This is a genomic window from Halobacteriovorax sp. RT-1-1 (assembly GCF_047085455.1).
In the GTDB taxonomy this organism is placed as follows: domain Bacteria; phylum Bdellovibrionota; class Bacteriovoracia; order Bacteriovoracales; family Bacteriovoracaceae; genus Halobacteriovorax_A.
Genome location: NZ_JBKIXZ010000001.1, coordinates 1817428 through 1834039, shown reverse-complemented (window position 1 = coordinate 1834039; position 16612 = coordinate 1817428). Strand labels below are relative to the sequence as shown.

At 36.9% G+C, this 16612-nt stretch carries 9 protein-coding genes; 3 read left to right on the top strand and 6 right to left on the bottom strand.

Annotation, left to right across the window (positions count from 1 at the left end):
- Window positions 1–23: 23 nt before the first annotated feature.
- A complete protein-coding gene (locus ACMAWV_RS08950; protein WP_412469532.1) occupies window positions 24–995 on the bottom strand; it encodes a 2-hydroxyacid dehydrogenase in 972 nt (323 codons plus the stop codon).
- Between the two features lie 153 nt (window positions 996–1148).
- On the opposite strand from ACMAWV_RS08950, the gene ACMAWV_RS08945 reads away from it, so the two are divergent.
- Window positions 1149–2510, top strand: coding sequence for a S8 family serine peptidase (locus ACMAWV_RS08945; RefSeq protein ID WP_412469533.1), 1362 nt, complete (start codon window positions 1149–1151; stop codon window positions 2508–2510).
- A 38-nt stretch (window positions 2511–2548) separates the two neighbouring features.
- Here ACMAWV_RS08945 and ACMAWV_RS08940 read toward each other — a convergent pair whose 3' ends face one another.
- Both ACMAWV_RS08940 and ACMAWV_RS08935 read right to left on the bottom strand, forming a co-directional pair.
- Window positions 2549–4153, bottom strand: coding sequence for a hypothetical protein (locus tag ACMAWV_RS08940; protein WP_392991986.1), 1605 nt, complete (start codon window positions 4151–4153; stop codon window positions 2549–2551).
- Window positions 4154–4228: 75 nt separating this feature from the next.
- A complete protein-coding gene (locus ACMAWV_RS08935) occupies window positions 4229–6430 on the bottom strand; it encodes a penicillin acylase family protein (RefSeq protein WP_412469534.1) in 2202 nt (733 codons plus the stop codon).
- Window positions 6431–6513: 83 nt separating this feature from the next.
- Between ACMAWV_RS08935 and ACMAWV_RS08930 the strand changes: the two genes are divergently transcribed.
- Window positions 6514–7860, top strand: coding sequence for a KamA family radical SAM protein (locus tag ACMAWV_RS08930; RefSeq protein WP_412469535.1), 1347 nt, complete (start codon window positions 6514–6516; stop codon window positions 7858–7860).
- Window positions 7861–8032: 172 nt separating this feature from the next.
- The gene (locus tag ACMAWV_RS08925; RefSeq protein ID WP_412469536.1) at window positions 8033–12292 is read left to right on the top strand and encodes a hypothetical protein; all 4260 of its coding nucleotides are present in this window, start codon (window positions 8033–8035) and stop codon (window positions 12290–12292) included.
- 42 nt (window positions 12293–12334) lie between these two features.
- On the opposite strand, the gene ACMAWV_RS08920 is transcribed toward ACMAWV_RS08925, so the two are convergent.
- From ACMAWV_RS08920 to ACMAWV_RS08910, 3 genes are all read right to left on the bottom strand, one after another.
- Entirely contained in the window at window positions 12335–13687 is a 1353-nt protein-coding gene (locus tag ACMAWV_RS08920) for a TldD/PmbA family protein (RefSeq protein WP_412469537.1), read from the bottom strand.
- A complete protein-coding gene (locus ACMAWV_RS08915) occupies window positions 13687–15072 on the bottom strand; it encodes a TldD/PmbA family protein (RefSeq protein WP_103217567.1) in 1386 nt (461 codons plus the stop codon). The genes ACMAWV_RS08920 and ACMAWV_RS08915 overlap by 1 nt, the downstream gene beginning before the upstream one ends.
- An 82-nt stretch (window positions 15073–15154) precedes the next feature.
- Entirely contained in the window at window positions 15155–16507 is a 1353-nt protein-coding gene (locus tag ACMAWV_RS08910; protein WP_103217209.1) for a cyclic nucleotide-gated ion channel, read from the bottom strand.
- Window positions 16508–16612 lie beyond the last annotated feature (105 nt).

Genomic DNA, 16612 nt, shown 5'->3' with positions numbered 1-16612 from the left:
TAGGTAAACCTTATATAAAATTCTTAAACACTTGTTTTTAAATCTTCGTTATTTGCAAAGCTTTGAATATTATCAAAAATGAGCTTGGCCATATCAGAACGTGCAACATCATTTGCTGAACCAATATGTGGAAGAATGAAGATATTGGATAGTTCTCTTAAAGGAGAGTTACTACTTAGTGGCTCGTTACAAACAACGTCAAGTCCTGCCTGTGCTTCTTCATTATTTTTAAAGAAGTCATACATTGCATTTTCATTTATAATTTCACCTCTTGCCGTATTAATTAGAATTAAATCTTTCTTCATTAATTTAAAGGCATCGTGACTTAAAAGCTCATGTGTTGACTGAGTATATGGACAATGAATAGAGATGATATCACTTTCTTTTAAAAGTGTTTGAAGATCAACATAAGTTGCATTGCACTCATTTTCAATTTGATCTTTCTTGCTTGGGCCAGTGTAGAGAATCTTTTGGTTAAATGCGCCCTTACACATTTTTGCAAATTGAGTCCCAATTCTTCCTGCTCCAATAATTCCATGTTTTAAATCAAATAAAGATTTTCCAATAAAGCCTGCTGGCTCCCATGTTTGCCATTCTTTATTAATTACATTTTGTCTTGCTGCTTCAATTTTTCGTGCACTACAAAGCATCAGTGCCATCGCAAGCTCTGCCGTGGCCTTTGTGAGAACATTTGGCGTGTTTGTGACAGCAATATTATTTTTTCTACAGTAATCAATATCTATATTATTAAAACCAACTGCATATTGAGAGATGAGTTTAAGTTTTGGAAGTTTTTCTAAAGTTTGTGCATCAAATTTATTGCTCAGCATTGAGATAATAACATCACATTCCTTTGCATTTTCGACTATGTCATCTTGAGTGATTGTTCCATGTTTTAAACGATCCCAAATTTTAACTGTATGGCCTTGTTCTTTTAAATCTTGGAATAGGGGACCTTTGATGACATCTGTCGCAAATATCGTTAAATGACGCATGACTTCCTCTGCTGTATTTGAGTTCTTTATACTATATAGTATTTGTTCTATGTAAGACGTTGTAAGCTATCTTCATTTTACATATGCAATCTACATTTTAAAATAGATAATAGAGCTTAAATTTAATCAAAATATATTTCATTGGAGGAAATTTTGAAAATATTAGCAAATATATTAGCAGTAGCACTTTTATCAAGTGCGACAAGTGCTGCAACAATCGCAATTGTTGATTCTGGTACAGATATGATGCATGAGCAGATTGCTCCAAAAGCATGGATTAATGAACTAGAAATTCCTGGTAACGATCGAGATGAGGACCGTAATGGTTATCAAGATGATGTCTACGGTTGGAACTTTGCAGAAAGTAATAATCAAGTTATCGACTATAAGTACCTTGGTACTTTAAATGATGACATGGTTAAGTTCTTTGAGCTTCAAGAGAAGTCAATGAGAGGAACAATTACTGAAGAAGAGGTTACTTGGATAAGAACGATTGTAAAAGACGAAGACTTCATTAAGAGAATGACTGTGTATGGAAACTTTATGCACGGAACACACGTCGCTGGTATCTCTGCTGAAAAATCTGATGATGCTAAAATTCTTGCAGTTAAGCTTATTCCAACAGAGGTTAAGCTTCCTGGTCAAAAAATTGCTGTTAATTCATTCTTAGGTGGATTTGTTGAAAAACTAATTAAGGCAGGAATTGATCAACTTGCAAAAGCACAGACTTCAACATTTAACGAAATTGCTTACTATATCGCAGACCACGGAGCACGTGTTGCGAATGGCTCTTTTGGTACAGGTTACCCACAAGCAAAGATGATTGTTGAAACTGTAATGAAGACTTTTTCAAAGAAAGAACCAAATCCAGAAACAGTTGATATGTATGCAAAGTACTTTCTAAGTGCTCTTGTTAAAAACTCTCAATCAATGCTTCAGGCAGCTCCAAATACATTATTCGTTTTTGCAGCAGGTAATGATGGCCTTGATAATGATGTTTTCCCAACTTCACCAACAAATATTCAAGGTGATAATGAAATCTCTGTAGCTGCAACAATTGACTACGATCAACTAGCTCCATTTTCTAACTACGGTGCGAAGATGGTTGATGTTGCTGCTCCTGGTGTAGGAATTCTTTCTAGTGCTCCAGGAAATAAATACATTAAAGTATCAGGAACATCTCAAGCAGCTCCATATGTTGCTGGTGTTGCAGGTAAGGTATTTGATATCAATCCTGAACTGACGCCGCTACAAGTAAAGAGAATTATTCTTGAAACAGTTGATGTAAAAGGCTTTCTTGCTGGAAAAGTAAAAACATCAGGTGTTGTGAACTCTGAGCGTGCACATCGTGCTGCTGTTTTATCTCTAACAGTTTCAGTTGATAATGCAATTGCATCAGCGAAAAATGAAGTTTTAGATATGGAGTCACCTCGTCTTGAAAAAGGTGTAAAGAAGCCTATTTATATTGAAGGCTCAATTCTTCCACTTCCATCTAACTTTGTTATGTCAAAGTAATTAATAAGAAAGGCCGCTTTAAGCGGCCTTTCTTTTTCTTATAATGTTTCTTTTAATTCTTGTATTGTTCCTCTTTTGGCCGTTCCAAAATCCGGAGTCTTTCCCTTTTGCTCAAGCTCTTTTTTCTTAAGTCCTTTCATGTAGACGACAAGACTTAATTGATTTTTACGAGTAGGGTCTTCTATTTGATTGATGAATGTTTGTACTAAATCAAAGCCATACATTGCAGGCTTGCCCATCACAAGGTTTACATCCCATTCAATTCCTTGCTTGTCTTCATTAGGATTTGTTTCATAAGAGTATTGAATAAGTTCCGTACAAACGAAACGAGAATACGAATTTCCATTGAATGAATAATCATACTTCTTTCCAATACTTTTAAATGTACGCTCTAGTGCAAGCGCCTTATCTTTCTTTGTTAGGTTAGGTCGAAGAATAACCAAATTATCCCAGGCCATTGATGGACCTAGTTCCATAAAAACAACACCTGGCTTGAGTCCTTCAAGTGTTACATATGGCCTACCCTGTTTTTCACTATCTTCATATTCTTTCATAGACTCAGGATATTTCTCTTTTAAATACGACATATAGTCCTGGCATTTCATGAATTCGCTAACGCACCTTTTTGCAAAGACTTCATTTGTTTCTATATCGTCTTTAAAGTAATTATTAAATTTAGAATACTTTCCAATAAACATTAGGCCATGGGTCCAGTTACCTTTAAATACGAGATTAGATAACTTTCCATATCGTTGGATTGCACCAACGTCTCCTGGTTCAAATTCTGCCTCAGAAATTTTCTTGAGCTCATCGACTTTTATTGCATGCTTAATAGGCAGGGCAATATAGCTAAAACTTTTTAAAATAAATTCTTTGATATTGTAGAAGATTGTATAGCGGCCAGCATTCCAACTTGTTTCTCTAAGTAAGCTTTTAAATGAAGTTAGCTCTTGGCGAGATTCTTCAATATCATTTTCAATATCTTCAACAAGAAGCTTTAGGCCCTTATCGTTACCTGCAAGCTTTAACACTTCATCGTCGAGATTGTGAAAATCTGTGATTGTCGCAGCTTTAATGTATCTCAGTTGATAGCGATTATAAGGAGCTGAGATATGATTTCTGCCTGTCTGATTATTTACACGATTGGAGTCGCTTAATTGACGTTTTGTTTCTTTGAAATCTGCTTCAAAATGTTTCGACTCGTAATTTATATCTTCAAAGTCATCTGAAAAGACTGAGATAAAGTTTTCACCTGACATCATCATGTAGTTCATAAGTGACAGCATTGCTTTGTACTTGGAAGTACGAATTCTTATAAGCTCTAGTGCCTTGGCGTTATTTTTCTTTCTTATATGATGAGTGATTTTTTCTACTGCTTCATCATGTACATGTAGTAAGTAGTCGAGTTGTTCGTAGGCCGCTATTAATTCCAGTCTCTCGTGGTAGCGAACAATATAACGTGGAGTAAAAGTCGTTTGATAGGCAATGTCTTTTGTCTCATAAACGAAGTCCATCAAAGCAGCTTGAAGCTGCTTATCATATGAGGCCGCAGACTTTTGAAAGTCTAAACTATTATATTCTTTTGCCTTAATTGTTAAAGGCAGTGACGAGGCAATTAGTAGCGATATAAATAGAGTTTTCATTCTCTCTTTATAGCAAATTTATTTGAATAGCAGCTTTGGCCTGTAAAGCTTACAGACCAAGTATTAATAGGTTAGTCACTTACCATTCGTGATGACATTGTGGCGGTAAAGCCCATTAATCCAGTTACTTACATCACTTTTGTAGTTATTTGAGAACCTGCGATCACTTAAGCCTCCTGGTAAGACTGTGTAGACGTCTGCTTGATTGTGGTCAGTAACCATTTTCCATGAAGGTACAAAAGAAGTCGTCCTACCATGGGCCTCATAGACTGCCCCTTGGGTAATGGTCGATCGGTTGCCTGGTATTTCAACATTATCAATATCAAAGCCTAGGAAAGCAGGGAGTTTTCCATCAAATAAAATATGCTTCATCTTATAACGATTCTTATCTCCCCAGCGCATATTCTTTGGTGCTTGGAGTTGACTTTTTTCTAGTGCTTTTTGAATATAGTGTTCTTTTTCTTTTTTATCTTTAAACCAAATATGGTCAATATCATTTGTTAGGAAAATACGATCAAATAAACCGTAGAAGTCAGCGATAATTGACGTTTCATCCATACAATAAGTTGTGACTTGTTCTCCTAGAAGGTGATCACTAAAGAAGTCTTTAAGTAGGGTGCGATAGAAATCTTCAAATAAAGTTGCTTCACAATTGTCGACATCATAGTTGCGCTTCCAATTTATTAGGCGTTGGCCTATCTCATTCTTTTCAAAGACTGAATGAAAAACGTTAATATAAAGATCTGCTTGTCTTGAGAATGTGTCAGATTGCATCTTTTTAAACATTTCAACGTTATGATCTTTGTTGCCAATCAATAGCTCTTCAATTCTATCTTTTCGATAAGATGCCATCGGCGCATTGATGGCCGTTGGGAATTGCTCATGCTGAATTCGATTATTAGCAGTTGCAATTATTTTAATATCAGGGTTTTTGTAATGATATAGCTGATTGCCTTCATGATAACCTTGCCAGATATTTTGCTTAAAATAACCTTCAACAGGGTATAGGCCAGAATGGGCCCTCTTTGGAAGTACTCCAGATTGATGGTAACCAATATTTCCGCTTGAATCTGATAATAGCCAATTACAGCTAATGGCCACATTAGAAACACATGCGAATAAATCATCGACATTTTTTGCGTAGAGAAGATCTATGATGGCCTTTAGTGTTTTTGCGCCACCTCTTTTTCGACATGACCACGCCATCGATAAGTAGTGTCCATCAGTTATGCTCTCTAGCTCACTATTGACTTCAAGAAAGCCAGCATGAGTTTCACGCATATATATTTCAACATCTTCTTTCTTCTTTCTTTTAATGAGATCTCTTCTTATTTTGAAATCAAATAGGTTTGATTCAAAACGATACTTATTATCACGGACCTCTTCAATGAAGTGATCTACCATATCCATGAAGCCGTATGTGAAAGAAAAGGCCGTATCATCACTTCTTCCCATAACAAATCCTGGTACACCAGGCATAGAAATACCAAAAAAGTTACCAACATTTTTTATATTGGCCTTTATTTCATACCAAATTGCAGGAAGTCGATTACATTCTAAATGCGGGTCACAGGCATGTATTGCATGTCCCTGCATATTTGAAACCCAGTTATTTGAAGCTTGAATCTTTGGAATGTTTTTTAAAAATTTATAACTTTCAGGAATAAGTGGATTGTAGATTCTAACTTTATTAACAAGATTAACTTCACTATCTGTAATTGTATCAAGAGCACCTTTGGCCAGTGACTTAATTCTTTCGACCTGTGTTTGTTGATCGTTTTTGTCGTCTAATTTTTGCGCATTCTGTAGTAATTGAATAATTAATTTCTCTAGATCCTGTTGCCCTTGGGCCAGTCCTAGAAAGCTCATTGCTTTAATTGTTAGAATTGTATCACTTATTGTCCACGCACTTGGTTTGTGGCCAAGAATTTTGAATTCAAAGGGATAAGCTTCGTGAATGGCCTTATTTATCCCATCTACATAGTGTGTTAATAAGCTATTTGTTTCTTCATCAATATTTTGTACTTCTTCTTTAGCATAGTGATTAATACCCAACTCACGCATATACTTATCAATTGCAAAAGTTTCCTCACTATCTTTAATGCACTCACACAAACGACCTTGTGCGATTAGACGCAACATCTCCATTTGCATTAAACGATCTTTGCCGTGATAGTAACCTTGAGCGAAGAGAAAAGAGTTGACGCTCTCGCATGAAATCTGTCTAGTGACATTATCTAAAACATCTGAGGTATAATCTAAATTAGGTTTTTCCATATATTAATAATGACACGTTTAGCGTTTCCTAAAAAGGAATTTTTTAGGATATAATATGTAAAATTACATTCAAGGATTATTTTATGACGACAATTGATCAAGGCGTAGATCACTCGAAGATTCCAGATTTAGAACACAGAAATTTTAGAAATGATGACTTTTGGAAACAAATTCCTGCTTGGGAAAATGTTACTAGAGGCGAGTTCTCAGATCATATGTGGCAACTTAAGAATTCGATTCGAAAAATTGACCAAGTTAAAAAAGTTCTTGGTGATATAATTTCAGATGAGTTTTTTGAAGACCTAAAGCAAGGTCAACATATAACTCCAATGAATATTCGTATCACTCCATATGTATTTGCATTAATTGATTGGGATGACCCTGTAAACTGTCCTTTAAGAAAGCAATTCCTTCCTATTGGATCTCAATTCCTAGAAGATCACCCAATGCATATGGCCGACTCTTTAAGTGAAGATGTCGACTCACCAGTTCCAATGCTAACTCACCGCTATCCAGATAAGGTACTTTTTCTACCTCTAACAATTTGTCCAGTTTACTGTGCTTACTGTACACGCTCTCGTGTTATTGGTGGCTCTACTGAGACAGTTGAAAAAGAATCATATGGTGCAAATCAGAAGCATTGGGATAATGTATTTGCATACCTTGCAGCTCACCCAAAAGTTGAGGATGTTGTTATCTCTGGAGGGGATGCATTCATGCTTAACCCTAAGCAGATTCAATACATTGGTGAAAACTTATTAAAGATCCCTCATATTCGTCGTATTCGTTATGCTACGAAAGGGATTGCAATTTTTCCACAAAAGATCTTAACAGATGATGCGTGGATGGAAGCGCTTATTAAGGTTAATAATCTTGCCAAGGGTTTTGGAAAACAAATGGTGATCCATACTCACTTTTCTTCTCCACTTGAAATTACGAAATGGTCTCAAATGGCCATGGATCGTCTTTTTAGCGAAGGTATCCTTGTTCGTAATCAGGCCGTACTTCAAGAGGGCGTAAATAATCATGTTGATACGATGGTTCTATTAACTCGTAAGCTTGGTTATATGAATATACAGCCATACTATGTTTATATGCACGATATGGTTCCTGGTTGTGAGCACTTCAGAACAACTCTTGCAGAAGGTGAAGAGCTAGAAAAGGCCGTTCGTGGTACGACTGCTGGTTTCAATACTCCTACTTTTGTATGTGACCTTCCTGGAGGTGGTGGAAAACGCCATGTTGCTTCTTATGAGTACTATGATCAAGAAAATGGAATCTCTGTTTGGCGAGCACCTTATGTTAAGCCAGATAAGTTATTCACTTATTTTGATCCGATTCATAAATTAGCACCAGATGCTAGGGATCGATGGAAAGATGCGGCCACTCGTAAGGCCATGATTGACGAAGCAATCGCTAAAGCTAAGTAAAAGCTAAGTATCTAATATTACACTTGTGTGTGGCATTAAGTTGGCACACGCAAGTTGTTGATTTTCCGAATTTTGTACCTAAAATTAAAGATTTATATTCTGCTTGAGTAAATTACTCATTATTCCGATAAAATATATATAAATTTAATCTTAAGGGAATTAAGAGGGAAATATGTTTCGTCTCATAATATTATTCACATTCACTACCTTGTTCAATTTTCATACCTATGCTTCAAATGAAATGGCCAAGCTTGCTACTGAAGAAGCGAAAAAGCTAGAGGCAATTGTTGGCAAGGGAAAAGAAATCGATAAGAAAGCTTTAAAAGCTTATATGAAAGAAAACCTTGATGGCACTAGTGATGAATATATTCAATTTCTCATTGATAAAGTAAAGAAAAAGCCCGTAAACACTCGTGCTAGAGAATTATCTCTTCTAATTTATACAGAAGCAAAATTTATTCCAAAAGGTGGCCCATGTTATTCACCAACTAATCAATGTGTGAAAGGTACAGTATGTGGAATTCCTCTTTATTCAAATTCAAAACATGTTTATGAGAAGTGTCTGGTTTCAAAAAAAGAAAATCAAGCTTGTTCTCCTTTAGAAGACTTTTGTGAGTCTGGCTCATGCAAGAAGATGAAGCGTCTAACAAATATTAATACATGTAGTATTGAAAAAGACTCTTGTTCAAAAGATAGCGAATGTTGTTCAAATTCATGTGATAAGACTCGAAAAGTATGTCGTGCAAATTATAAGTGCTCAAGTTGTTTCAGTGTTGGTCAACGACCTGATAAAGGCGGTGAGTGTTGTGAGTCTCTATTTAAAAACTCAAATGGAGTTTGTGCTCCAATTCTACCAACATTCTCAAAGCTGATGAATTTATTAATTCCTAGTGCCCATGCCTTTGGCAATGCAGGTGATTCATCAGAGATTCAATCTAAGGTCTCTACTCTTAAGTCAAAATTGAGTGCTTTACTATCAAATAATCAGGTCACAAGCTCTAGAGCTAGTACATATATGGCAACTGTTGATAGTGAGTACAATTCATGTTTATCAAAACCTGAAAGAGTATATGATAATGACGCTCCAACTCGTTATCCTCGTAAGGAATGTTTTGAGCAGCTATACGTTGGTGTCTCAACAGAGTACTCTCATCAACAACAAGTTGCTGCAAAAACAAGTGAGGCCACTAAATTACTAGATCACTTTAAAGAAGAGACGCAGGCAAATCCAAAGCATCCTCAAAACTCAAGTGATGCCTTTAATAAATTTGCGGCCCCATATCAAAATGCTATTGTTTCTTGTGCCAATAAGGGTGCTCCTCTCGGTTCAGACCATAGCACTCGTATGAAACTTGTTAATCAATGTATTGATAACGCTAAGATTACTATTAATGATGGAGTCGTAGAGGCAAATTATATTTCAATGATGACAGGGAAGGAGACAACTGACCCTGACTACACTCTTTATAATGGCCATCAAAATGCTTCACCTCTATTTGAAGATGTTTACGTCTCAGATATGAAGTCTTGTCGTGTAAATCTATTTGGTGACTTTTTATCTGCTCAGTCAAATGACTACTTTGAAGTTATGATGATGATGTATGCAATGGACTATACTACTGGTGGTAAGGACGAAGGTGACTTCTTTCATATTAAGTCTCAGTACAATACATATCGTCCTGCTAGTGGAAGTTATACTGGAACAGACAACCAACCGTATAATTGGAATATTCAAACGAATTCAATGCGTGGATTTAATTTTTCTCGCTTCGATCCCTCTATCGTAGGACGTGGTAAACCGCTGTGGGATGAATTTGATTACACTGTGGGTGAAGAGGCCTTAAAAGAGATCACAAATTATATTGAAGATTTACCAAAGAATGAAAAGAAAATATTCCTTCACTTATTCTATAACGGAAAGCTTACACCAGAAGCACGTAATAATATTGTAAATTACTACATGAAAGACGATGCAAAGTTTCTTGAAACTTTTGATGGCAATGATCCTAAGTCTGGTGCTGGACGCTATAATATTCGCGATGTGGTTCGTTTTGAGGCCATTAAGTATAAGCACTCTCAATTTAAGCTCTATTCTGTTTTAAAGAAAAGATCTCTTGAGATGATGTGTCGTTGTGTTGATACTGTAGGGCCGATGAGTCCAGAAGACTGGCTTCAGCCAGATGTTGAGGCCAATTACCTTGCTAATTGTAATGGGTTAGGAAAGTATGACACTTACGTTTTAAATAATGAAAAAGAAGTTTGTGATGAGACTGGTGGAAACTGTAAGAAGGTTTCTGATAAAGACTATATGCAAACAATCACAGAAAAAGAAAAGCAAGGTGTTGAGGCCCTTGGTGGTGAGTCCGCTGTTGAAGAAAACTCTCTAGGAAATGCTGTTGTTAAAAATGATGGATATTCTCTTAGAGATAGAGAACAAGACTATTTTGTGCAAACCCTAGATCAAGTAACTGCTTGTATTGGAAGTGGTGAGTGTACAAAATCTTCTCGTTACGGAGAGTTTGTTCAAAATGGTAAGGTTACTTTTACAGATGCAAGAAAAGAGACAGCAAAGGGCCATGGTATGGACTTTACTCTCTTTTTACGTGATATGGCCCTGATGAAGATTAAGGCCATTGAAGATGCAACTCTACAAAATATTAGCGCTGGTACGGCCCTTTTTGAATACACTGTGCAGTGGCTTAAGGAATACAATTGGAATTACATCAAATACAATGGAAAGAGGTACACTCTTGGTAAGAAGTGTCTCTATCCTGTATGTTGGATTATGAAGTTAATGAAGTTCTTTGGACTCCATAAGAATAGTCTTATTGGAAATCTCGTAAATATCACAACAGGTGGGATACTATTTGGTAGTGACTACGATGTTGATCTTGACCCTGAAAGAGGGCCAGAAAATATTTGTGGACCAAGAACCAGCTCGACTTGGAAGATTGCACGCGTTCCAGTCGGCCGAAAATACAAGATTAAATGTATGAGTTTTCACTCCCAGAATAATGATGTCTGTAATAAGGAACTTGCTGCAGGTGCTTGTACGAGAAATACTTATGCTAAAAAAGAGGGAAGTGTTGCACTTAAACTACTAGATCCGTTCTTACCAGATATGTCGAGCCTGTATTCGACAAATTATACTTCACGCACAAAGATTCCATTTAATGCTGGAAAGAATGATATCCACAATTACTATGTGTTTAATGATCGAATCACAAATTTCTATCGTGACCATGCAAGAGGCTATTTCTTATCGACTCTTGTATCAGAAGATAATGGTGATGAAAAAGAAACTGAAGACCGTAGAAGAATGGCCGATGAATTTGCCCAATATGCTTATCGTTACCATTTTTATGCGCCAAAGGTGAGTCGTCTTGACTACTATATAACACCTGGTCTTATTCCGTACTTTGAAATGTTAATTGCAAAACTTAATAATTTCATGGGACAAACACTAGCAAACCTTTCTGGAACGGCAGCATATGCTTTAAAAATGCATAATTACTATCATACTGTTAACGACGGTATTAATGCTTCCACTAATGTTGAGCGCAAGCAAACACACCGTGGTATTCCAGATGTTCAATTAAATAATGGATTTGGCCAGTTTACAAATTGGTTAGGTGGTTTTAGTACTGCAGGCGTTAAATTTGCTGATGCACTTAAGGGTGAAAAAACTCTTGATTCGACAGTTAGTGGAAAACTTCAAACAGGTGGAAATTCAACTAATTCAGCTATTTCTCGTTTAAGTAATGGTATTAGAAAGCAGCTTGATCGCAATGCTAAGAGACGTAAAGATACACAACTAATGAAAGACACCCTTGCAAAACGTGGTAAGAGTGGTGAATTTGCTTCTCTTCAAAGAATTGCAGATAAAAGAAGTGCTGAGCATAACTCAAACCTTTCTTCACTTACAGATTCTTTCCTTAATTCAACTCTAGGAAGTTCAGCGGCATCTCGTATTAAAAATCGTATGGCCAATCAGGGCCGTGGTGATGGAAGTCTATCTGGTGAAGGTTATACTCAAGGGGAAATCAATCCAGATGCACTCTCTTCAAACTCTAAGAACGCACGAGCAGCAAAAGGATATGGAGCTGGAAGTGGTGGCGATGGCCTAAATGGTTCAGGTGGCGCTGGTACGGATGGTATCGGAGCTGATGGATCAATTGCTGCAATTTCATTTGATAACCTTGATGAGACTGACGGACTTTTTGATATGGATGATGGTGCGATGGTTATGCTTGGTGATCAAAAGATGACTGCAGGCCAACTTAAAAATTATATTTCAAATATTAAAGATAAGCGCCAGCGCCAAAACCTTTTTCATAGAGATGATAAGGAGTGGGAGCGTGAAGGTGTAACCCTATTTGAACTGATTTCTCAACGCTATCAAGAATCTGCATTTCCAAAAATGCTCAAATAAAAAAGGCCGCGATAAGCGGCCTTCTTTTTTAATCTTTCAGTATTATGATCCTGCAATCATTAAATCTTTGAAAAGAATTTTTGGTGTAAAGAATGAGTGGTCACTCGATTCTTCAAGCTTGTCACCAATTAGCTCAATTTCACTTAGCATTTTAAAGAAGTTACCACTAACTGTTACATCTTTAAAATAACCTTCAATTTCACCGTTATTCCATACACGCCCACTTACACCAAGTGAGAATTCACCACTAATTGGTCTAATCCCACTGTGAAGGCCCTGAGCTGTTAGGATTTCGACATAACGTCTAGAATTAAATTCGTCTTTTGTATTTGTACCAGCTTCGATGATGAAGTTTGAAGTCGTTGCTCCTAGTGCAGACTTCGCTCCACGAGTGGCACAGAAGTTATTGTCAAGACCTAGCTCTTTTGCTGTGGCACTATTGTGTAGAAACTGGGCAAGTTTACCATTTTCTAAAAGAGTATTTACTTGTTTCTTTTTTCCCTCTCCATCAAATGGACAAACACTATAACCACCAACGTAGAAAGGGTCGTCTTTAAATGTTAGGCGAGAGTCAGCAACTAATTCTCCTAGCTTGTCACGCCATGGATTTGACTTATCGATGGCCGCACGTGCACTAAATAGAAGCATAAAGCTTGAAAGAATATTATCAAATAAATCAATTTCAAAATTTACGTCATAGTCACCAGTTTTAATTTGTTTAGCATCGATGAAATTATTAGCTACTTCTAGCGAGCCATTGATGACCTTATCATAGTCAAGATCCCTAAAGTCTCTCTTGGTATCTGCTAGGTAGTGCATAGCATTTTTATCTCCCTTTTTAACAAGGGCCGAAGTATATGCTGTGTATGCCTTTGATTGATGAGTACAAAGAACACCTTTTGAGTTACCAATGGCAAAGTTTGAAACACCTTCTGCAATCCCGTTATAAGGAGCACTTTGGCAATTTTCATCACGACGCCTTACTTCTGATTCTAGATAGAGAGACTTTTCAATCATCTCATTTGCATCTGGTGTGTGAGCGATATTCACACTAGGATTAGCGTCATCGACAGAGATTCCTTCTTCGATTATTTGGTGCTCATCTATTTTTGAGAACTTTGAGTTTTGAGAAGCATTGTATAAGGTTGTGCGAATCGCTTCGTCACTTAAGTCCTCTGTAAAACTTAGTCCGATTCTTTGATCCTTTACAACTCGTACTCCAAGAGCTCCAGTATTTGACTTCTTATATTCACTTAATTCACCTTGTTCGGCCTTAAGTGAAAATGACTCAGATCCTGAGATGATAACGTCAACGTTATCGATTCCCATATCCTTTGCCATATTAAGGGTGCGGTTAATATAGTCTTTTTGTAGCTCTGTTTTATTCTTACTCATTATTTACCTCCACCCACAAGAATTTCATCAACTTTAAGGGCAGGTTGTCCAACTGTTGTGTTTACTCCACCTGAAATTGAACCACAAACACCGGCCGCAAAATCAAGATTATCTGAAACCATTGATATTTGCTTTAAAGCATCTGGGCCTGTTCCAATTAGAGTGGCCCCTTTTACAGGATCTCCAATTTTTCCATTCTTAATTTCGTAACCTTCGATAACAGAGAAGTTAAATTCACCTGTACCAGGACTTACTGAACCACCACCCATTTGAGCACAGTAGATACCGTGATCAATTGAAGCGATCATATCTTCAAACTTATCCTTACCCGCTTCAATATAAGTATTTCTCATACGTGAAGTTGGTGCATATTTATAGTTTTCACGACGTCCAGAACCAGTACGCTCAAAACCAGTCTTCATTGAACCCATCTTATCAACCATAAAGCTTGTAAGCTTACCGTCTTTAATAAGTTGAGTCTTTTGTGTCTTCATTCCTTCATCATCGATATTGATTGAACCCCAGTAGTTTTGATTAGTACCATCATCAACGGCACTAACTACACTAGAGGCAATCATTTGATCCATCTTATCCCAGAAAACAGAAGCTTTTTTAGCAACTGAAGTAGTTTCTAGTAAGTGACCACAAGCTTCGTGGAAGATAACGCCACCAAAACCATTATCAATTACTACTGGCATTTTTCCGGCCGGGCATGGCTTTGCCTTAAGCTTAGTTAAAACTTCTTTTGCCAGTTTTTCCGAAATATATTTAGGGTCTTGACCTTGAATGAACTCCCACCCAAGCATCGCTCCTGGTGAATAACCAGCACTATCTTGAATCGTTCCGTCAGATGCAATACAAGACGCTCTAAGGCGTACATAGTTTCTCTCATCTGTGACGTGAAGCCCTTCAGAGTTGAAAATTTCAACCTCTTGGAAGCGTTGACTTGTTCCAATTGGAACTTGTGTGATCTTATCTGTTGTCCCACGAGTCAGGCGATCAATTTCAAGTAGAAGTGGAATTTTTTGATCAAGAGAAATATTGTTTTTAAGTCCAGTTTGAACAAAGTGATTTTGAATTGGTTTCTCAAAATTAAAGTTTGTTGCAGTAACGAGAGGATCACGAAGATCTTTTGCACTTAAAGATGAAACAATATCGAGTAGTTCTTCTTTATTTGTTGAATTTGTATAACCGTAGAGAACTTTTGTTCCATAAAATAAACGGATACCAATTCCGAAGTTAATTCCGTTTTCAATATTTTCAACATTCGAACTCTTAATGCTGATTGATTCAAACGTTTGGCGATCGACAAAAATTTCTGCAAAGTCAGCGCCGCGAAGAAGTGCGTAGTCGATAACTTCCTTTGCAATTGTACTATCTAACATCATTGTGTTTCCTCCAAAATATTAGAATATCTTAACAAAGAATGGGGGTGATTAAAAGGCAACAAGCGTTTTTGAGTTGAATTTAAGCTGCTTCTGGTTCGTTTTTTTCCTGATCCTTAAGCTTTTGCTGAACACGTTTCACGCTTGGGCTGTGACGCTCTGAACGATCTGTGGAACGGCGAGTTGTTAAACTTGTGATACTAACGAGTAGGTCATTATGACGAGTTGTGATTTCATCAAATTGATCTTTATCAAGTCTATAAAGCTCACAATAACCAATGGCGCGAACATTAGCGTTTCGCTTGGTGTCGTGTAAAAGAGCACTCTCTCCAAAGAACTGGCCTTCGTGAAGAGTTGCAACAACATTTCCATCACTCAGGATAACCTCAACACTTCCGTGACCAATAAGGTACATTTCGTGTCCAGTTTCACCAATATTGATTATTGTTTGGCCTGGGCCATAGTATTTTTGCTCAAGGGCCGCGGCCACTTCTTTTAAGCAACTTGAACTTAGTGTTTTAAAGATAGGTAGATTACGAATAAGTTTTATATTCATATAAACTGTAAGCTCTCCTTGAAGTGCTTGAGGCAGTTCATTAATAATCTTATTGTCATTTTCAGTTAATCTTTTTGTGACAAGGTGATTGTAGTAACTATAAACATTTTGCTGAAGACGTTCAGGAACGTTGTAATGCTTCATAAAACTAACTAGATCATGCATTTTTTCACGGTTTTGCTGCTTATAGCGCTCACCATCTTGGACCATCTTGTTGACTGTACCAATAACAAAACCGTAGACACCAACGCCTAAGATCATAATAACCATGGTAAAGAGGCGCCCTTCATTAGTTGTTGGCGTAATATCTCCATACCCAATCGTTGTCAGTGTCGTTACTGTCCAATACATGGCAGTGATATAGTGAGTTGCACGATCTTGTACAAGAGACTGGTCAATAGGAGTGATCATAATCCAGCACAGACTAATCCAGTGTACAGCAACCATAAAGAGTGTAAGTACAGCTGTGAATTTAATCATCTTAGGAACAAAGGCCAGATTTGAAACCATCTCAAAGAGACGTGCAATTCGCACTAGGCGAAAGAGCCTAAAATAAGTAAAGGCATGAAAGCCAAATGCGTAACTTAAAATATCATAGGGTATAGAGGCGATTAAATCGATCCCTATTAGTGCATACCACTTATTCTTATGGGCCTTAGACGTAAAGCTCATATTCTGCGATCTCTTCTTACGAATTCTAATAATCAAGTCACAAACAAATAGCGAGGATACTGCAAAGTCACAAAAGAGTTGCCACTGTTGAATTTTAGTTTGAAAGATAAATGAAAACGGCGCTTCGATGGCCGTAAAGATAACTGCTGCAAAAATGATCGCATTCCATAAAATTTCTTTTCTTGTAATGTGTTTATTGTTGATCATTTTGCTCTTTTTAAATGAAAATCGTTAACAGTTCCTTATTAAATAGTCGGTTATTTATTATATTTCTTTAGGCCTTTCTGGTTTATTACTTTGAATTGTTAATTT